Source organism: Bacillus sp. FJAT-29814 (genome assembly GCF_001510715.1).
Classification (GTDB): Bacteria; Bacillota; Bacilli; order Bacillales; family Cytobacillaceae; genus Neobacillus.
Window position 1 is genome coordinate 671,685 of the sequence record NZ_LMTJ01000002.1, and the last position, 18,604, is coordinate 690,288.

19 protein-coding genes, 1 pseudogene and 2 riboswitches are annotated in these 18,604 nt (G+C 38.7%); of the genes and pseudogenes, 8 read left to right on the forward strand and 12 right to left on the reverse strand.

What is annotated here, in order from left to right; all coding sequences use genetic code 11:
- Positions 1-108 precede the first annotated feature (108 nt).
- Both AR334_RS07335 and ispG read right to left on the reverse strand, forming a co-directional pair.
- Positions 109-681: a TetR/AcrR family transcriptional regulator gene (locus AR334_RS07335; RefSeq protein WP_066307442.1), complete on the reverse strand. Its 573-nt coding sequence runs from the start codon at positions 679-681 to the stop codon at positions 109-111.
- Between the two features lie 155 nt (positions 682-836).
- On the reverse strand, positions 837-1,934 hold the full coding sequence (ispG, locus tag AR334_RS07340) for a flavodoxin-dependent (E)-4-hydroxy-3-methylbut-2-enyl-diphosphate synthase (protein ID WP_172799181.1): 1,098 nt from the start codon (positions 1,932-1,934) through the stop codon (positions 837-839).
- Between the two features lie 422 nt (positions 1,935-2,356).
- Between ispG and AR334_RS07345 the strand changes: the two genes are divergently transcribed.
- Complete coding sequence (locus AR334_RS07345; RefSeq protein ID WP_066307447.1) at positions 2,357-3,790, forward strand: cytosine permease; 1,434 nt, start codon at positions 2,357-2,359, stop codon at positions 3,788-3,790.
- A gap of 127 nt (positions 3,791-3,917) precedes the next feature.
- Here the strand turns inward: AR334_RS07345 and AR334_RS07350 are convergent, their stop codons facing one another.
- From AR334_RS07350 to AR334_RS07365, 4 genes are read right to left on the reverse strand one after another with little or no spacing between them, the layout of a single operon-like run.
- A complete protein-coding gene (locus tag AR334_RS07350; RefSeq protein ID WP_066307448.1) occupies positions 3,918-4,697 on the reverse strand; it encodes an energy-coupling factor transporter transmembrane protein EcfT in 780 nt (259 codons plus the stop codon).
- Positions 4,681-6,408: an ABC transporter ATP-binding protein gene (locus tag AR334_RS07355; RefSeq protein ID WP_066307450.1), complete on the reverse strand. Its 1,728-nt coding sequence runs from the start codon at positions 6,406-6,408 to the stop codon at positions 4,681-4,683. Before AR334_RS07355 ends, AR334_RS07350 begins: the two co-directional genes overlap by 17 nt.
- On the reverse strand, positions 6,389-6,994 hold the full coding sequence (locus tag AR334_RS07360; protein WP_066307452.1) for an ECF transporter S component: 606 nt from the start codon (positions 6,992-6,994) through the stop codon (positions 6,389-6,391). Before AR334_RS07360 ends, AR334_RS07355 begins: the two co-directional genes overlap by 20 nt.
- Before the next feature lie 36 nt (positions 6,995-7,030).
- The gene (locus AR334_RS07365; RefSeq protein WP_066307453.1) at positions 7,031-7,633 is read right to left on the reverse strand and encodes a YkoF family thiamine/hydroxymethylpyrimidine-binding protein; all 603 of its coding nucleotides are present in this window, start codon (positions 7,631-7,633) and stop codon (positions 7,031-7,033) included.
- Between the two features lie 132 nt (positions 7,634-7,765).
- Positions 7,766-7,871, reverse strand: a riboswitch (TPP riboswitch).
- Between the two features lie 341 nt (positions 7,872-8,212).
- Here AR334_RS07365 and AR334_RS07370 point away from each other — a divergent pair.
- A complete protein-coding gene (locus AR334_RS07370) occupies positions 8,213-8,413 on the forward strand; it encodes a cold-shock protein (RefSeq protein ID WP_027322326.1) in 201 nt (66 codons plus the stop codon).
- Between the two features lie 192 nt (positions 8,414-8,605).
- On the opposite strand, the gene AR334_RS07375 is transcribed toward AR334_RS07370, so the two are convergent.
- Positions 8,606-9,118: a DUF3189 family protein gene (locus AR334_RS07375; RefSeq protein ID WP_066307455.1), complete on the reverse strand. Its 513-nt coding sequence runs from the start codon at positions 9,116-9,118 to the stop codon at positions 8,606-8,608.
- Between the two features lie 165 nt (positions 9,119-9,283).
- Complete coding sequence (locus AR334_RS07380) at positions 9,284-9,949, reverse strand: carbonate dehydratase (RefSeq protein ID WP_066307456.1); 666 nt, start codon at positions 9,947-9,949, stop codon at positions 9,284-9,286.
- A 311-nt stretch (positions 9,950-10,260) separates the two neighbouring features.
- A riboswitch (cyclic di-AMP (ydaO/yuaA leader) is annotated at positions 10,261-10,397 on the forward strand.
- 103 nt (positions 10,398-10,500) lie between these two features.
- Here AR334_RS07380 and AR334_RS07390 point away from each other — a divergent pair.
- From AR334_RS07390 to AR334_RS07400, 3 genes are all read left to right on the forward strand, one after another.
- Complete coding sequence (locus tag AR334_RS07390; RefSeq protein WP_066307461.1) at positions 10,501-11,835, forward strand: TrkH family potassium uptake protein; 1,335 nt, start codon at positions 10,501-10,503, stop codon at positions 11,833-11,835.
- 362 nt (positions 11,836-12,197) lie between these two features.
- Positions 12,198-12,542, forward strand: coding sequence for a PadR family transcriptional regulator (locus tag AR334_RS07395; protein WP_066307465.1), 345 nt, complete (start codon positions 12,198-12,200; stop codon positions 12,540-12,542).
- A complete protein-coding gene (locus AR334_RS07400; RefSeq protein ID WP_066307467.1) occupies positions 12,539-12,877 on the forward strand; it encodes a DUF1048 domain-containing protein in 339 nt (112 codons plus the stop codon). The genes AR334_RS07395 and AR334_RS07400 overlap by 4 nt, the downstream gene beginning before the upstream one ends.
- Before the next feature lie 343 nt (positions 12,878-13,220).
- Here AR334_RS07400 and AR334_RS30285 read toward each other — a convergent pair whose 3' ends face one another.
- Positions 13,221-13,439 (reverse strand): hypothetical protein, encoded by a 219-nt coding sequence (locus AR334_RS30285; protein WP_253701215.1) that lies wholly within the window; start codon positions 13,437-13,439, stop codon positions 13,221-13,223.
- Between the two features lie 59 nt (positions 13,440-13,498).
- Here AR334_RS30285 and AR334_RS30290 point away from each other — a divergent pair.
- Positions 13,499-13,660: pseudogene (locus tag AR334_RS30290) on the forward strand (CotD family spore coat protein); the annotation flags it as partial.
- Positions 13,661-13,865: 205 nt separating this feature from the next.
- On the opposite strand, the gene AR334_RS07410 reads toward AR334_RS30290, so the two are convergent.
- The gene (locus AR334_RS07410; RefSeq protein WP_066307470.1) at positions 13,866-15,185 is read right to left on the reverse strand and encodes a cation:proton antiporter; all 1,320 of its coding nucleotides are present in this window, start codon (positions 15,183-15,185) and stop codon (positions 13,866-13,868) included.
- A 414-nt stretch (positions 15,186-15,599) separates the two neighbouring features.
- On the opposite strand from AR334_RS07410, the gene AR334_RS07415 reads away from it, so the two are divergent.
- Positions 15,600-16,487: an alpha/beta fold hydrolase gene (locus AR334_RS07415; RefSeq protein WP_066307471.1), complete on the forward strand. Its 888-nt coding sequence runs from the start codon at positions 15,600-15,602 to the stop codon at positions 16,485-16,487.
- 246 nt (positions 16,488-16,733) lie between these two features.
- On the opposite strand, the gene AR334_RS07420 is transcribed toward AR334_RS07415, so the two are convergent.
- On the reverse strand, positions 16,734-17,006 hold the full coding sequence (locus AR334_RS07420) for a hypothetical protein (protein WP_066307472.1): 273 nt from the start codon (positions 17,004-17,006) through the stop codon (positions 16,734-16,736).
- 1 nt (position 17,007) lies between these two features.
- Entirely contained in the window at positions 17,008-17,715 is a 708-nt protein-coding gene (locus AR334_RS07425) for a pirin family protein (RefSeq protein ID WP_066307474.1), read from the reverse strand.
- A 298-nt stretch (positions 17,716-18,013) separates the two neighbouring features.
- Here AR334_RS07425 and AR334_RS07430 point away from each other — a divergent pair, with 298 nt between their 5' ends.
- Positions 18,014-18,562: an NADPH-dependent FMN reductase gene (locus tag AR334_RS07430; protein ID WP_066307479.1), complete on the forward strand. Its 549-nt coding sequence runs from the start codon at positions 18,014-18,016 to the stop codon at positions 18,560-18,562.
- The last annotated feature ends 42 nt before the right edge of the window (positions 18,563-18,604 follow it).

The window sequence follows — 18,604 nt, forward strand, 5'->3', positions numbered from 1 at the left end:
TTTATTTAAATGAATAGCTATTTACTCTTCTACGTGTAGACCGGAATCATAAAGTTACATAAGTGTAACTTTGATCCCTATTCATTATGAACAAAAGTAACACAAGTGTCAATTAAAAAACATTCCATGACAAAGAAATGCCCTTACCAAATTCATCCACTCTTGTTCAGGTAATTTAGCATGATTAGGAATATTGATAGCTTGAAAAATGAACCCTAAAATCAGGTGATTCGGAAAATCAGATTTTACGAGTTTATCCTTTTTTCCCAATTCAATAAAATCATTCAAATAGGAATACATCTTTTCATGTAGGGATTCTAACCGTTGCAATGTTTCATTTACTTTTGCATGATTGGATGTTGGAATTTGATAAATCATCGAAAGAATTTGATGAATTTCGCTATAGTTAAAAATAACCCTCAATAAATAGTCCAATTGTTCTTCGAAGGAAGGATACTCCGTTATTTTTTCAAGATCCTCCATGAATTGCTCCATTTCAAAGTACATATAGTCCGTAATCAATTGATCTTTATTATCAAAGTACTTATATAAAGCAGCCCTTGTTATATTCAACTTCTCAGCCAGCAGACCAAAATGAAATCCTGCATAGCCATGTTGCAGTAACAGCTCCTTAATTGCCTGATACTGTTCACTTTTTGTAAATTTACTATCACGTGCCATTATTCCACCCCACCTTCATTAAAAGAGTAAAGAATGATGAACCTCAAATACTATTATACCTTTTTCCTACTTAAAAGTGCCTGTCTCCACCCGAATAATGTCGCAAAAAAGCGACAAATTACAGGCAGCGACAGGCACCATAGCTAATCTTAATGTTAAGCCTTTTGTTTTGTAGATTCTTTTTGTTCAAAGTATTCCTTGGCTATTTGATCAATTTCTTTTTTCAATTCTTCTACCATTATTTCTTCTGGCACTTTGCGGACAATTTCCCCTTTACGGAATAACAACCCTTCCCCGCGCGCACCTGCAATTCCAATATCAGCCTCTCTTGCTTCTCCAGGACCATTTACAGCACAACCGAGAACAGATACTTTAATTGGTGCTTTAATCGTTGAGATATATTCTTCCACTTCATTTGCGATGCTCATTAAATCGATTTCGATTCTTCCGCATGTGGGGCAAGAAATAAGTGTGGCGGCATTTGATGACAGACCGAATGATTTTAGTAATTCACGCGCAACCTTTACTTCTTCAACAGGATCGGTACTCAATGATATACGAAGGGTATTGCCTATTCCTTTACTTAAAATCGCACCTAAACCTGCCGCACTTTTGACTGTACCGGAGAACAGAGTCCCTGCTTCTGTGATCCCAAGATGTAGAGGGTAATCAAAAGCCATTGCCGCCTTTTCATACGCTTCAATCGCTAAATTAACATCAGAAGCCTTCATCGATACGATAATATCATGGAAATCTAAGTCCTCTAGAATTTTAATATGATGAAGAGCACTTTCCACCATGCCGTCTGCAGTAGGATATCCATATTTATCAAGAATGCGTTTTTCAAGAGACCCCGCATTCACGCCGATGCGAATTGGGATCCCTCTTTCTTTCGCTGCTTTGACGACTGCTTCCACTTTTTCACGTTTTCCGATGTTTCCAGGATTAATTCTAATTTTATCTGCCCCAGCTTCAATCGCTTTAAGTGCTAATTTATAGTCAAAATGAATATCCACGACAAGTGGAATATTAATTCTTTTTTTGATATCCGCAATCGCATTCGCTGCCCTCTCATCAGGACAAGCGACACGGACGATTTGACAACCCGCATCTTCAAGTCTTTTGATTTGTTCAACAGTTGCCTCCACATCATGAGTTTTTGTAGAAGTCATACTTTGAATGAATAACTCATTGCTGCCACCGATTGTCAAGTTGCCTACTTTTACCGGTCTTGTTTTTGTACGATGTATGATTTCGCTCAATCGTGATACGCTCCTTTAATATTAATTCTATATACAATATCATTATTGTAGCAAAGTATTTTTCAACATGATAGTAGATTGATATAATCCAACTGAATTTTTATTCATTCCTATGTATGAGTCAAATGTGTTCAAGCGAGGTAAAACCCTTATTTTTAAAGGGTTATTAATACCCATTTTCCCTTGGGCCCTTGATTATGTCAACTAACTGTGTATATAATATAAAGGTGCAAGACATTTACACTGTCTGCGGAGTAGAAATATAGTTTCTTTTTCTAAAAAAACATGCTCAAAAATACACATTCTGCTGCCCCCTTTAACAAGCATTCAATCTTGATCGGGTGTAATTGAATGTGAAAAACAAAACATAGGAAGGAGGTAGAATGTGCGGAGCATCATGAAAGGATGATTGCATGAGTGTAGATCAAACTAAAGGTCTCCAAGAAGAAGAAAAAGACGATTATTCATTTGATCAGGTTCCAGAAGAAAAACGGAACATGGGTTGGTTTAGCGTAACCAACATCACGTTTGGGATTGCCACAGCGATCTTTTATTTTCAAACTGGCAGTGTGATGGCCCTTCAGTATGGCGCGATGAACGCGATTATTTCAGCTATTTATGCCATCGTGATTGCTGGAGTCTTAGGTACAGTGATTGCCTATTTATCTGCGAAGTCAGGAATGAATGTAAACCTCATGTCTAGGCAAGGGTTTGGGTACATCGGTGCTTCGTTAACTTCCTTAATATACGCATCGAATTTCATTATGTATTGCGCCTTTGAAGGGATGATTCTCGTTTCCGCAGTACATGCATTTTTCCCCGCAATTCCACTATGGCTTCTAATTATCGTTTTTGGATCCATTGTCATCCCGCTAAATTGGTTTGGTATTAAACAATTAGATAAATTACAAAAATGGTCATTACCGATCTTCTTTCTATTTTTAATTGCTATCATCATTGTCGCAGTCAATATTCCGTCTCAATTTGATGGTCACTTTTGGACCTATATGCCAGAAGGTGTACAGATAGGCGGAACAGCTTTACTGTTATGTATCGGAATGCAGCACGGGATTATGGGATTAACCGCTTTAATTGCGTCGGATTATGCGCGGTTCCTTAAACCAAAAGATATTAAACTTGGTTCCATTATGATCGGATTTATTCCGCAAATTTTCTGTTTTGGTGTCATGGGCTTACTTGGAATATGGTTTGGTGTACGGTTGGCTGAATCGAATCCGGGGGTTTATATTGTCTCCATTCTTGGACTAGGTGGAGTCGTTTTTACGATGTTAACACAATTACGTATTAACGTTACAAATATTTATAGTGCTTCCCTGTCACTCTCCAACTTCTTTGAGAATGTATTCCACTTCAAACCCGATCGTCGCTTCTGGGTTGTTGTCTCTGGCATCGTGTCGATTGCGCTAATGCTTGGCGGTATACTGGATTATTTAGGCAGCGCAATGACATTTCAAGGGGTTCTCTTAATGGCATGGGCTGCTATTTTAGTGACAGATGCCTTAGTCGTGAAGAAGTTGTTGAAAATTGTACCGATGGAATATGAAGCAAGACAAGAGAAATTATATAAATGGAATCCTGCTGGGGTTGCACCATTAATAATCTCAAGTGTCCTTGGAACGATTGCTGGATTAGGGTACATGGGAACATTCCTACAAAATACAGCCACTTTCTTTGCGGCCGTACTAGCCTCATTCCTCACAATTGCAATAGCTGTCTATACGAAGGGGAGCTATTACAGTAAAGAGTCTGAGGAAATAAAGGTAAAACGTAAAAAAGAAAAAGAGAGAAAACAGTCAACATTCACAAAAGAAGTACCAGTTGATTAATGCAAATAAAGGTCATGATACAGATCAAAGTTCCTGCGTAGATTCGCAGGAACTTTTCTTGTGCGATGACCATCTCTTAAATAAAAAAGTGTGCTTTTCACCACCTGAATAAGGTGTGGAGCCATCGTTAAAAACTTTTTCCAAAAATATTTAAAAATCCAAGCTGATAAGACAATAAAACACTTGCAAAAAACATGGCAAAAAAGACACTCACAAACACCCAATCACGTTTATGGATGGTCATTTCATGATAATGTGTTCGGTCGGTTTCCCCGGTAAACCCTTTTGATTCCATGGCAAGGGCTACTCGCTCCGCTTTACGGATCGCATTGGCCAAAAGTGGAATGGCATAGCGCCGAAACTGTTGCAAACGCTCTTTCACTCCCCTTGCTCTCCCTACTCCTCGAATGCGGTGGGCTTGCCTTAACACTTGAAGCTCATAACGAAAGGTCGGCAGGAATCGATAGCCCGCCAAAATCCCGAATGTTAATTTTGGCGGCAGCTTACATTGCTGCATTAAACTTAACATAAACTTCGTTGAGTCGGTCGTTAAAATAAACATCAAGGATAGCGCTGCGAAAGAAAGCGAACGCAAACCTAATGAAATTCCGGCCCAAAAGCTGTCATAAGTGACTCGAAACGACCAAATGGCAAATAGAACATCCCCGCCTGAAAAAGCATCACTAGGATGGAGCATTGTCATCCAGGCAAAGCTTGCCGCTAATAAAATAAATGGCGAAAACATTACGATCCATCGCTTGAAAGCCACTTTGCTAAAGAGAAATGTCACGGCAACCGTGAATACTAAATAGATAAATGGTGTCAGCGGATCAAACGTAAAGGCTAGGAGCAGTGCCGGTATCAATACAGCTAGAGCCTTCATAGTTGGATTAATGGATGTTAGCATGGGCCCGCACACCTCCCTGCTTTTTCTCGTTTGAGTGGAGGTTTTCAAGCAACCGATTAATTCTTACCCGGAACGGAAGTCTGAGTTTCGCATCATGGAGTATTTCCGGTCTCTCCCATAGTTCATCCGGTTTCCCGCTGAAGCTCGCTTCCCCTCCGTCAACGACATACACTTTTTCACAATAGATGTCGACTAAATCCATGTCGTGAGTAACGAACACAATAGCGGTCCCTTGTCTTTGTAACTTTTGAATCATTTGCATTAATTCTTCGGTTGTTTGTGCATCTTGACCAAATGTCGGTTCGTCGAACAGCAGAACACTTGGTGTATCCTCTAGCATCGTCGCCACACTTAGACGACGTTTTTGTCCACCGCTTAAGGTAAATGGATTGCTCCATTTATGAGACGTTAGACGGAAACGTTCGAGCAGTTGGTTTACGGTTTGCTCGATTTTGTCCTGGTTTACACCGTTTAGCTTCATTCCAAACGCAATTTCATCGTAAACAGTATCGGTAATAAATTGATGTTCAGGGTTTTGAAACACATACCCCATGACTTTTCTCATCTCGTGCTCTGACCACGCCTCATACTTTTTATTTAAAAGCAGCCGGCTTCCTGTCTTTGGCGTCAAAATTCCTGACATGATCTGCAATAATGTCGACTTCCCTGCCCCGTTTCTACCGACAATGGCAATGAGTTCTCCCGATTGTAGAGAAAGGTTCATTCCTTTCAAAATGGACTGCTTTCCCCTAGAAAATGAGATATTCCTTATGGATAATACCTCACTCGCTTCGTTAGACCATGTATCGAATGGTTGAATTTTTCCACTAACAAGGCTTGGCGTCTGGCCAGTGAAATTCATCCATGATCCTAGGTCCTCCTCGGATAGGGGACGATTCTTTTCAAGGACCTTTCCCTCCTGTTGATCAAGAACGGTTTCCACGATTCTAGGGAGATGAATCCCTTCTTCTTTCAGATTTTTCGCCTCGTTATAAAATACATCTTGTGGTTTTCCTTCTAACAAAATGTTACCACGACTACTGATGGCCATTACCCGGTTTACCATAGGAAGCCAATCATCTAACTGATGGTCAATAATCAACAGGGCAAAACCCCGCTCTTGTTTTAATGAATAGATTAATTCAATAAAATCTAACCGAGAAGCTGGATCAAGGTTCGCTGTCGGTTCATCCAAGATCAATAACGTTGGATGTAAGAGAAGAACAGAGGCAAGAGCGACCTTTTGCTTATTCCCACCTGATAATTCATGGATGGGCCTATGTTTTTCTTCGGTGAGCCCAACGTCACTTAAAATGTCGTCAATTTTCCGGGTCATCTCTTCTCGTGGTGTTTTTATATTTTCTAACGTAAACGCTAATTCATTTTCGACCGTAACCATACAAAATTGACTTTCAGGATCTTGAAAAACAACCCCGATTTCTTTGTAGATTTCTCCCTTTTTAAAATGACTCAAAGGCGTTCCGTTATAACGAATTTCTCCTTTTGCCCACCCTTCAACAGCTTCAGGATAAAGGCCATTTAAACAAAGAGAAAGCGAACTTTTCCCGGAACCGCTTGGGCCTATGAATAGAATCGTTTCTTGTTGATGAATAGAGAATGTCAGATCTTTTAAAAGCGGCTCCTTATCAGAATCATAGCCAAACGAGAAATTTTCTACTGAGAGGAGTGGCTTATGATGCTTTATGCTCACGTTTTGCCTGCCACTCCTTTCCTAGCGCATAGCTTCTCAGCACTCCTGTATCTGCTAATTTTTCAGTGATCCACTTTCCTAATAGACCAGCAATCAAGGCCCCGCTAATCACACGAACAATCAGCATCGAGCTAAGCAGAGGGAGGGATAGAGCGATATATCCAGAATGAAATAAGCCCCAGATAAAGCTGGTAACTGCTGGACCAACGCCCGCAGCCACTAGAACACCCTTAGAATAATTTCGGTATTTTGTTGCAGCAAAAGCAGCCTCAGCGCCAAGTCCTTGAATTAAAGCAGAAACGATTAACATCGGACCTGCCGGTGACCCTAATAACACTTGGACACCCCCGGCAATGGTTTCAGAAATGAGTGCCGCTCCAGGCTTGCGAATGATGTAAGCCGTAATAATCGAAACAATAAACCATATCCCGAATATCACTTCATATCCAAAAGGCCCCAAGCCAAACGGTGTTAAGATGTTGGTAAGGCCTGTGCCAACGGTGAAAAAGAATAGGTAAATGACGGCAAATACGACACCAAGTATCGCCATAAGCACAATTTCACGTAAATTCCATTTCGTTGTCATTTGATGAACTCCTTAATCTTTACCTATGTAATAGGTTTATTTATCCTTTTTTGACGGGCTGTTCGCTGAGATGGCTGCCGTCATCGTCACATGACTGCGTTCATGTGTTTTAGAAGCGTTAACAAAGGTTTGCTCTAGGGTTTTAAAAACATCATTGGCATCCCCATCAAGGCGAGACGCATAATGAATGCCCTTGGTGAAAGTTCCGTGCCCCTTTGCTACCTCTACCTGGTCTGCGATAATCTGCATATAGTCTGGATTGTTCATCGGATAGAGAGCAAAGTGAGTAGCCACCTCTACTTTTTCTTTGCTGGATGCTTCTTCATTCAAGCGTTCATCATTCTCTGACATATAACTATCCCCTTGGCTATCTCCAGGGCAGCCGACAGAAAATGTTCCATTGAAAACAACGTGTACACCCGTTTTAGCAGCATGAATAAAAATAGCCTTGGCTACATCAAAAACGTGTTCACTACGCCCTCTAATACACGTTGTTACATCATCCGTTTCCATCCAAACCTTGCTTGTATCGACCTCGTTTAATGCCTTTAGAATCACCTCAACAAAATTATCTGTCATTGGATAGATGGAAAAACGACACCCTACGATTCTACTTGTTCCACAACTTAAACCTTGCATTCTATCTTCCTCCTAAAATTTTTTCTGTCCGTTTCGCCCTTTTGGTTAGGGGATGTATACTCCAAAAAACACAAAAACTGCATCTCCAAATAGGAAGATGCAGTGAATGTCATAAAGAATATACAGAAAAAAATGAAGTCACTTGCACTTCCCCACGCTAGCATTACCTAGTTCTGGTCATGAGGGTCAGCAGGAATTTCACCTGCTTCTCAGCCTTACAGCTCCCCTAGTGCGAAACGAAATATGAATTTGTCTACTTCATTGTACGACAAATCTGAATAATTGCAACTATAGTGTTCAGTTTTTTCGGAAATATGGAAAATAATAGTTTGCGCAAGTTTAACTCGGTTTTGAACAAACGAGTAATGCGTTTCCATTTGGTAATCGCTTTTTCTTGTTCAACGGGTGCATAGTTAAAGTTTTATGGTTCCTTGCAAACCATTTCGATAAATGCTATTCTAAAGAGAATTATTTTTGTTCGGTGTAAAGGATAGTATAGGTAAAACTTTTCGTCTTGATGATCACTGAGAGCAAGGATAGTAATACATTGTGTGTTCTAACACACTAGGAGGCAACAACGTGGAAAAAGGTAAAGTAAAATGGTTTAATGGCGAAAAAGGCTTCGGATTCATCGAACGTGAAGGTGGAGAAGATGTATTCGTTCATTTCTCAGCTATCCAAGGCGAAGGGTATAAAACATTAGAAGAAGGTCAAGAAGTGACTTTTGATGTTGAGCAAGGCCAACGTGGAGCTCAAGCCGCTAACGTTCGTAAGGCTTAATAACAATGACAATATGGACAGGCTCTTTTTTTAGAGCCTGTTTTTTATTTTTCTAAAAAACAAAAAACCCCACTCACTGATGAGTGGGGAACATGAAAACAGTATTTCAAATGGTAAACACATTCTACCATATAATTTATAGGATTCCTAATTTTCTTCAACCTAAATGATCAAGTCCCTCTAAAAACAACATTATTTAAACATCTCATTATCCAAGATAATCACATTTTCATTAAAAGATGTACTGCCCATCCGTTTCGTATTTTCCACCAGCCTAAAAATATTATCACAGCATTGTTTGGCACCTATCACTAATAACGGTACACCAATAAAGTCAATCTTTAACCCTCTTGAAAAAAATCCCCCCATTGACATCAAAAATGGAACAGTCGGTGAGGTGTTTGAAAAGACTATTTTTTCATCAACTTGGAATTTTTCCTCTAGTATTAAAATCATTTCTTTCAATGCTGGCACCACATACTTATTCCTTTTTCTCCCGATTGTATAAACAGAGTTCCCGTCATCATCAATCCCGTGAAAAATCAGCTTTCCAAAATCCTGTTTTGTAAGCTTGTTAAAATATTTTACGTTTAATATGACATCCTTAGTTAGCTTCATTTCTGATTGGGGCAATTGCTTTAAATGATAGGCAGCAGCCAAAGAAGACGTATGGGTTCCGCCATAATCATTATAAATATAAATCATCGGAAATCATCCTTCGATTTTTCATCTATATTCCTTAGATTATTTATTCCAATCCGGCCAGATATTTATTCTTCTAGCTATCAAATAAAACAGCTAAATAGATTAATGACAAAGTTTATACTAAGAGTTTTATGGACATAGCCACGATGTTACCCTGTCCAAAAACTAACAAGCCAGTCCGCAAGTACATTTATTTTTCCCAAAAAATATGGAGTATGCCGCTGGAAATTCTTGATTAACTCTTTGTACCTCTTTGGCAAACTCCTCCTCTGTTTGAGGCACGGGTGATAATCGGTCTGCCTTTTCTTGGGTATCAATAGAAGCGCCCGGAGGAACAAACCGATTTGGTTGCACTACCACTCCATTCGTTACAACCGCTCCTGAAGAAATAAAGCTCCCTTCCCCTATCAAAGCGTTATAAACAATGGCTTTAAAGCCGACAAAAACGTCATCATCAATCCGACTAGGGCCATGAATCAATGAACCATGAGCACAGGAAACCTTATTTCCGATATAGATAGAATAGTTGTTATGATCCTTCTCCATATATCTATTTTTAAGGCCATGAAGAATAACACCATCCTGCAAATTGCTATTGCTGCCAATGTAAAATGGAGTTCCTTCATCGGCCCGGATACTTACAAATGGACCGACATAGGTATTACTCCCAATGGTTACATCACCCACAATATAAGTAAACGGACTCAGGAAAGCTTTGTTGTGAATCCTGGGATATTTGGAATAATGATTCACTGAAGTTGGCGGATTATATCCAACATAATAACTATACAAATTGAAAGGGCCATTTTTACTGCCAGAATGATTCCACAAAAATGAAACCTCCTCTTATGCCACAAAATTTCTTCCTAATACTTATACGTTGAAAAATTTTATTTCATGCATTTAAACGGGCTTTTTATCACCAGACCGGCTTCCTCCGAATATAGCTTGAATGGACATACATTGTGTTACATATTTAAGTGAATCCAAAATAACGAAAGTTTTAAAAATAATAAGTATGGTGTAGAAAATAATGCATTTAATCATGTTTTTGACAGAAATTGAACTAAACCAGGATATTTTACTGTTTTTTGCACCTTTACTTTCTTTCATTGCTAGTTGTAGTATTTAACCATAAAAGTACAATTTAAATGCCTAATCCCATTATGGGAACGGAGGACCCAATTTTTTGGGGTTAATTCTACTCTTTGTAGAAGGGATGACACTCTTTCGCCATCCTACCCGTCAGCTAACTTCGTCGGCAAAAGCGAAGGAGGTCAAAAGACCACCTTATTTGAAGGTGCTTTTTTTGTGGATTTATACAAAAATCGCATTTTCTAAAATGGGTCTTTTTTTTATAACATGTTCGGGAGGGATAACCGTTGGAGAAAAAATTTAAATTAGACCCTCCTAAAATTCTTGTTTTAGGATTTGCAACCCTGATCCTAATAGGAGCCATAATGTTGACTATGCCGATTTCAACAGTGGATGGACAAGGTCTTTCTTTTTTAAATGCTATGTTTACAGCCACCTCCGCAACATGTGTTACAGGACTAGTTGTAGTGGATACAGGAACTACGTTTACAATGTTTGGACAATGGGTCATTTTGTCCCTAATTCAAATTGGCGGGCTTGGTTTTATGACAATTGCAACTTTATTTGCCCTCCTTTTTGGAAAAAAAATCTCCTTGAAAGAAAGAATTTTACTTCAAGAATCTTTAAACAATTTGTCAATGGATGGGATTGTAAGGTTGGCAAAGCGTATATTAATATTCACTGCCGTAATTGAAATACTGGGGGCTATGTTACTAGCCATTCGGTTTTCATTTGATATGCCCCTTAAAAAGGCAATTTATTACGGTATTTTTCATTCCATTTCAAATTTTAATAATGCGGGATTCGATTTAATGGGGGAATTTCGCAGTTTAACTGGTTATGTCGATGATCCAACAGTTTCTTTAACGGTTTGTGCATTAATAACCCTTGGTGGGATTGGATTTATTGTGATGAATGAACTGTTTGAATATAGAAAAACAAAAAGATTATCTTTACACACAAAAGTCGTTTTGGTATCTAGCTCTATTTTGGTGGTAGGTGGAACCTTTTTAATTTTGTTATTGGAGTTTTCTAATGATAAAACGTTACAACCATTATCTTTTACCGGGAAAATTCTTGCGTCTTTATTTCAATCCATAACGCCTAGAACAGCAGGTGCAAATACACTGAACATCCCAGATTTAACTCAATCAACCTTATTATTGATCATTTTCCTTATGTTTATTGGTGCATCACCTGGTTCAACAGGGAGTGGTATTAAAACAACGACCTTTACTACTTTAATTGGGGCTGTTTGGTCACAAATTCGCGGGAAAGAGGATGTTATTCTTTTCCGTCAACGGATTGCATATGAAACGATTTATAAGGCACTCACGGTAACAGTAAGTGCGTTATTTCTTGTATTAACCGTTACCATGTTTTTAACCATAACTGAACCTGGAAAAGATTTTTTAATGATACTATTTGAGGCGACATCCGCATTTGGTACTGTTGGACTTTCTATGGGATTGACTCCAGAATTATCCCCCATTGGCAGATGTATAATTATTTTCACCATGTTTGCAGGAAGGGTTGGACCATTGACGATTGCCTTTGCAGTAACTATGCGTAGAAAGCCTGATGCTTTCCGTTATCCAAAAGGAAAAATTATGATTGGGTAGTTTTAAAATAAATGGGGTGCCTTCACTACCCGAATAATGTCGACTAAAAATCAACAAATTACGGAGCGTGACTGGCACTTTTTTAGGGGTGAACCAAAATGGTACACCCTATCATTATAGAACTATAACCTCTTCTTTATTTTCTTCAGCTTTTTTAGCTACTTCTCTTTGGTTTTTTCAGCTTTTCTTGCAGCTTCTTGTTCTTTTTCGCCTATGAAGCCCGTAATTACGGGCTTCATATTCTTGACAAACGACACTACTCTGCGTTACTATATACCGGTAGTCAGTATTACTGGATATCAGTATCACAAAATACCCGAGTACTGAATAACATAGTGTGAAATACAAATGGAGGGACAAATTTGGAAAATATTACAGAAATGCTGAAAGGGGTGCTTGAGGGTTGTGTGCTTGAAATCATAAGCCGTGGCGAAACGTATGGCTATGAAATCACGCAACAGCTGCGAGAACTTGGATTCACTGATGTAGTTGAAGGAACAGTTTATACGATTACCATGAGGCTTGAGAAAAACAATCTGGTGGACATCGAGAAAAAGCCATCCAATATGGGACCGCCGAGAAAATTTTACACACTCAACACAGCAGGCCAAGAGCAACTTGAACTTTTTTGGAGAAAATGGGAATTTGTCTCAAGCAAAATTAACGAACTTAAAACAAAAATAAAATCAAAAGGAGAAATTATATGAGTATTTTTGAAAAAATGATTGGAAGTCTGGATGACAAGCGGGAATGGAAAGCGATAGAGGCGCGTGCGAAGGCACTTCCAAGTGAGTACAGCAACGCTTACAACGCGATCAAAAAATATATGTGGACCTCTGGTGGTCCCACCGACTGGAAAGACATCAGCCGTATTTTTGGCGGTATTCTCGACCTCTTTGAGGAAGGTGCCGCGGAAGGCAAGAAAGTTACAGACCTAACGGGTGTGGACGTGGCTGCTTTCTGCGACGAACTAGTGAAAGACGCGAAAACTTGGAGGGACAAATATCGCACGAAGTTGAACGATGAGATTGGTCGTGGCTAACGGCGAAATCCTAGTGGATTTTCGCCTAACATCGCCACTAAAGACGTAAACAGCGATTGGGAAATAGTAAATTCAATAGATCATTCCGACTGAATAGCTGGTTACAAATGTGTATGTGCCACCTTCACTATTCAGTTAATTTTAGCCCTCTTATCTTATGATGTATTTGTACAAATAGATAGTCCAATGTCTTCGTAGTGTGCATGGAATTATTTTATGATTAGGTGTTTAACTAGTCGGCACAAGAAAACTACACATAGACTAATGATGTATCAAGACAAATGCACATGGAGGAGATTTATGATGTATAGACAAAGTGGAATGCCGAATATGATGCCCAATGTCATGCCGAATGCCTTGCCAAACGTAGCACCAAATATGCTACCAAACATGGTTCCAAATATGATGCCGAACGTGGTTCCGAATATAATGCCGATGCAGATGGCACCCATTCAATCATTCCCAGCACAATACTGCCCGCCACCGTGTCAAGAGTACTGTCCACCACCACCATGTCCCGAGTACTGTCCGCCTCAATGCTTCCCAACTGAATATGATCCACCACTAGTTTCACCGGGGAGAGAGTACGTTAAAACAAATTTATTTAATAGGGTCGTTACACATCTACACCCTTCTCACACCACTACCGTCAATAAGCTTCACGTTAACCATCAGCACTATTTCCCACATACCGAATCATGTGTGAATGAATGCTGCGAAACACATACTATGTGCGGAGTACCAGTTAATCCGTGTTGTCCAACTGGGCCTTTTGGATTCTAACTTTTTTAACCCCCATTTTCGGGGGTTATTTTTTCAATTACTGGACATTTGTCATTGCTTCTATCGTTCCAAAACATGAAATTATGTACAAATTTGGTCTCAATGAACTCGTATTTAAGGCAATACAAATAAGAAAAAATCCGTCTTCATGATCGTTCATCATGAAAACGGACCTGCTTTCAATCAAGCTTTTTGAATCATGCACTTAATTTATTATTTTTGCATCCACAATATCCTCTCTTTTTGTAGGTGTCATATTTTCATCACCCGGCATTAATCTCAATCCCTTATTGACGACAATCCGTAACCAAGTTCCTGGTATCCAAGAAGTCACTAAAGCTAACATGACAAGTACGGCAAAAAACTCTTGATTAATGATGCCGCTTGCATAAGCAACCGAAGACAAAACAATTCCCGGACCTCCCCGGTCATTGATGGCGATGCCAAGATTAAAACTAGTTAGTCGATCGAGTTTAATCATGCGAGATGTAACATATACCGCAATGGTTTGAGTAAGGGTTGCGAATAACAGAAACCCCAAGAAAAATAATGGATTAAAGTGTTTAACCAGGTCTAATTGCAGGCCTACCGTTGCAAAGTAGATAGGAATGAACCATGAAAAAGAAATATTACTAACACCTTGTTCTACCCTTTGAGACACAGCCTGTGGCAACGCCAATTTTGCTACAATTCCTGCCAATAGTGCACCAAAGATGGTTTCTACATGCAAGTTCCCGGCTAGAGATGCAAGCATAAACATGATAAACAAAAAGTACCCTAAATTTGACGACCGAAATAGCAAATTTTGTTTTATGATGGTAAATTTTTTAAACAGGAGATAGCCTAGCAGGAGTGTCCCTACGATAAATGCTAAACTGATGCCCACGCTTTGAGCAGCAGACCCTACTGTTATCACCCCTGTTTGACTTGCAATAGCAGTGGCTAAACCTAAGGCAACCCATAGAAAAATGTCATGAATCCCAGCACAGGCAATGACAATTTTTGCAAAACGCGTGTGCATGATTCCTAGGTCATTAAAAATTTTTGATATGACGGGAATCGATGTGATGGCTATAGCAATGGCAATGACAATCTTGAAGGCGATCGCACTGTTGGCTGTTCCTAAATAGGGGGTAATGTTAAACATTCCTGCTGCAAGCCAGCCAACTATAAAAGCTGGTATTGTTGCACCAATGACCAGGAAAGAAGTGATTTTGGCATCTTCCTTACTGAAATGAGTCTGGAATTTTAATCCACTACTAAACATTAGCAGCAACAAACCAAGTTGGTACAGAAGTGCAAAAAGTTTGGGTTCTGCTTCAAATCCTAAAAATAGCCACTTGAACGCTTCGGGAAAAAAATGTCCCAGTAATGTTGGACCCAACACCAATCCTGCTGCAACTTCCCCAATGACACGAGGGATAAAGATTTTCTCTGCTAAAAATCCTAATAGATGGGCACATGCTAATAAGCAGCCCATAGCAAAAAGAAAATGACTAATCTCTTGCCCGGTTAAACTAAACATGCTGTTCCTCCTTGTTAAATGTATACATTCTCTTCAAACTATGAGTAAAAAGAGGTGCTTGTATAGGCCGTTGCCTGTACATTTAAACAAAAAAGCACTCATTCATATGAGTGTTACTTCTGAATCTGCCGGGCTTTTTTATTTTTTAGATAATTGTCCTTCCACTAAATCTGTCATGTTCATTTAAGTTGGAATTGGGAATTTAAGAAAGTCGTTAAATTGCCATTGCCGAATTCAAGCATAAAGAATTCTATTTTTATGTTGTAGATGGAGATTATTATTGTTAAATTCAAAATAGTAAATTAAGGGAAAACCAGTGTTATCTCTTTAGATTGGGCAGGTACCGGGATTTAGTGATCCCAGTCCCGGACCGACTAATCTTTGTCCTTTATTAATAGGAGGTGGTTACGGATCATGCAAAATCATGAGCTATTTAAAAATAGTCAGCTTGCACAAAATTATATGGCTTCCTATGAGAACACATTATCATTATGGCCCGTTCCTTTTGAATCGCTATATGTGGAAACGGAATACGGAAGTACGCATGTTATTGTTTCAGGACCAGAGGACGGCGAACCTGTCATTTTGCTGAATGGATTTGGTTTTAGTGCAACCATGTGGTATCCGAATGTCGAAGTTTTAACGCAAACGTTTCGTGTATATGCAGTAGATGTTATCGGTGAATTTAATCGAAGTATCCCAAAAGCGCACTTTAAAGAGAGAAAAGATTATGTCAATTGGCTTACATCACTGTTGGACAAACTACATATCGATCAAGCCTATTTTATCGGACATTCTAATGGAGGTTGGCATGTACTTAATCTCGCCATAAGCGCACAGCATCGGGTCAAAAAAATGATCTTATTGGCTCCAGCAGCATCCTTTGCTCCTTTCACCAAACAATTTGGAATTCGTTTGTTAGCTGCTAACATCATTCGTACACGTTCGGTAATCATTAACTTTTGTGCAAAATGGTTTATTAATAAAGACAATCTCCATATGGTCAGTCATCATCTCATTGAGCAGTTTTATCATGGGATTGTAGGATTTGGATGGAAATATAAAGTCCTGATTCCATCTGTTTATCGTGATGAAGAGTTAATGAATATTACTGTACCTACATTACTCATCATTGGTGACAAGGAAGTCATTTATAATCCAACACGAGTATTTGCAAGAGCAAAACAACTAATCCCTCACATCTCCACCATATCCATTCCTGGAGTGGGACATGGAACCAATATTGAAAAGCCTGATTATATTAATCAACAAATGGTAGATTTCTTGAATATTAAAGCTTAAAAAGAGTGCCTGTCACTACCCGAATCATGTCGAGAAGAATCGACAAATTACGGGTAGTGACAGGCATTTTCTTTAAATGAAGTTTTGGAGTTTCAGGTACCGATTATGTGGAGCAGCACGGAAACGGAAAAGTCGGCCTTTATGGGGATTGGCTAATAATTGCTGACGATTTTCGATTCCATTCGCTTGCTCCATAAGGACGAGATCCTACATCCAATGCATTCTTTAAATTCAAGTTAATATTTATTAAACTGGATATACTGTTTTATGATCTACAATAATCGTAATTGTGGACTTTTCCTTGTTAAACTCAACATTACCATCCGATGTATAATACCAAGTCTTTTGGTTTTTCTCCACATCAAATAGATTTAATTCCTCTTTAAATTTGATGATATCTTTGGAATCTTCATCGGATACTTTCATAAAAATGACCCACTTATCATGTTCTGGATGAATCTCATATTCATCTGTTTGATAAAAGAGTCGGCTTCCAATCGAATGACGAATCAATAACATATTAGGCACCACCCAAATCTATCAATAAAAAGACGGTTTCTTTTGTTGACTTTAAAGTAAGTTCATTTCGTGCAGTTATACGTGCACTGTCTCTTTTTCCAACAACAACATCTTCTTCTAAAATTAGCTCTCCATCAATCACAAAGACATACATCTTTCTTCCTTGTTCTTGTTGATAGAAGATCTCTTCTCCTGCATCCAATTTGCATAAGTATAATGTAACATCACTATGAATCTCCGCAGCCCCATTGGTTGGGGTTGAAGAAACAATTGGTAACAACTTATTCCTCATTGAATCAACATTAAAAGAAATATCCTCATAGGAAGGAGGTAATTGCTTTTTGGAAGGTATAAACCATAGCTGTAAAAAGCTTGCTTCCTCTTCTAAAGAAGGATTCATTTCAGAATGGAGTAAACCAGTTCCTGCCGTCATACGCTGAACATTTCCAAATCGTAATACCCCACTATTCCCCAGACTATCTTCATGCTTTAATTGACCATGCAATACAATCGATACAATTTCCGCTTCCCTATGTGGATGTATGCCAAATCCTTTTCCTGCTTGTACTGTGTCATCATTAAAAACACGAAGTGGACCAAATTGGATATTTTCCTCATCATAGTACTCACCAAATGAAAAACTAAGATTGCTCTCTAACCAATCATTTTTTACAGAGTAACGAGATGCTGCCGGAAATCTCTGAATCATTTATCTCACTCCTAAATATCTCGAATTAAAGGCAAATATATATGAAAAAGCCCAACCTGTCAATTTTCGCCTACTATAAATTAGGAGGAAAATTTAACGAGTATTATCCTATGACAGTAAAAACTACAATGACGACAAAGAACACTACTGTCTCTCATATTGTTAACAAGTCTTATAGCAAATTGCTTTAATCGTTAAAGCATTTCTTTTGCTAATTTATCTCGAATTCAATATAATTATCTCGAACTCAAGGTAATTATATTGAATTCAAAATAAAATAGAAGGATGGATAAGTAGTATGACAAAAGTTGGTATTATCGTTGGTAGTCTTCGTAAAAATTCTTTTTCAAAACAAGTTGCTAATAACGTAGCCCCTTTATTCCCAGAAGGATATGTAACAGAGTTTGTTGAAATTGGCAACCTACCATTATTTAACCAAGATTTTGAAGGAGACCTAGGAACTCCTGCAGAATATACTGCATTCCGTAATACAATCAAAGAATTAGACGCGGTATTATTTGTAACACCTGAATATAACCGTTCTATCCCTGCTGTATTAAAAAATGCACTTGATGTAGCATCACGCCCTTATGGAGAAAGTGTTTGGAGTGGAAAACCTGCAGCAATCATTAGCCAATCTCCAGGTGCTCTTGCTGGATTCGGTTCAAACCATCACTTACGTCAAGTACTTTCATTTTTAAATATGCCCGTTGTTCAACAACCAGAAGCATATATTGGTTCTGTACATGAATTATTAGATGAAAATGGTAAACTGAATGAAGGAACAGTAGAATTCCTACAAGGTTTCGTTAATGAATTCGTTGAATTAATCAAGAAATATCATTAAGTTATACAAAGTTGGAGTGTTGTGCAAAACATACTGCCAACT

Excerpts from the sequence above, each read along its gene's own strand:
- AR334_RS07335 (WP_066307442.1), bottom strand. The coding sequence starts at position 681 with ATGGCACGTGATAGTAAATTTACAAAAAGTGAACAGTATCAGGCAATT.
- AR334_RS07345 (WP_066307447.1), top strand. The coding sequence starts at position 2,357 with ATGAGTGTAGATCAAACTAAAGGTCTCCAAGAAGAAGAAAAAGACGAT.
- AR334_RS07350 (WP_066307448.1), bottom strand. The coding sequence starts at position 4,697 with ATGCTAACATCCATTAATCCAACTATGAAGGCTCTAGCTGTATTGATA.
- AR334_RS07360 (WP_066307452.1), bottom strand. The coding sequence starts at position 6,994 with ATGACAACGAAATGGAATTTACGTGAAATTGTGCTTATGGCGATACTT.
- AR334_RS07365 (WP_066307453.1), bottom strand. The coding sequence starts at position 7,633 with ATGCAAGGTTTAAGTTGTGGAACAAGTAGAATCGTAGGGTGTCGTTTT.
- AR334_RS07375 (WP_066307455.1), bottom strand. The coding sequence starts at position 9,118 with ATGATTTATATTTATAATGATTATGGCGGAACCCATACGTCTTCTTTG.
- AR334_RS07400 (WP_066307467.1), top strand. The coding sequence starts at position 12,539 with ATGAGTATTTTTGAAAAAATGATTGGAAGTCTGGATGACAAGCGGGAA.
- AR334_RS07410 (WP_066307470.1), bottom strand. The coding sequence starts at position 15,185 with ATGTTTAGTTTAACCGGGCAAGAGATTAGTCATTTTCTTTTTGCTATG.
- AR334_RS07415 (WP_066307471.1), top strand. The coding sequence starts at position 15,600 with ATGCAAAATCATGAGCTATTTAAAAATAGTCAGCTTGCACAAAATTAT.
- AR334_RS07420 (WP_066307472.1), bottom strand. The coding sequence starts at position 17,006 with ATGTTATTGATTCGTCATTCGATTGGAAGCCGACTCTTTTATCAAACA.
- AR334_RS07425 (WP_066307474.1), bottom strand. The coding sequence starts at position 17,715 with ATGATTCAGAGATTTCCGGCAGCATCTCGTTACTCTGTAAAAAATGAT.
- AR334_RS07430 (WP_066307479.1), top strand. The coding sequence starts at position 18,014 with ATGACAAAAGTTGGTATTATCGTTGGTAGTCTTCGTAAAAATTCTTTT.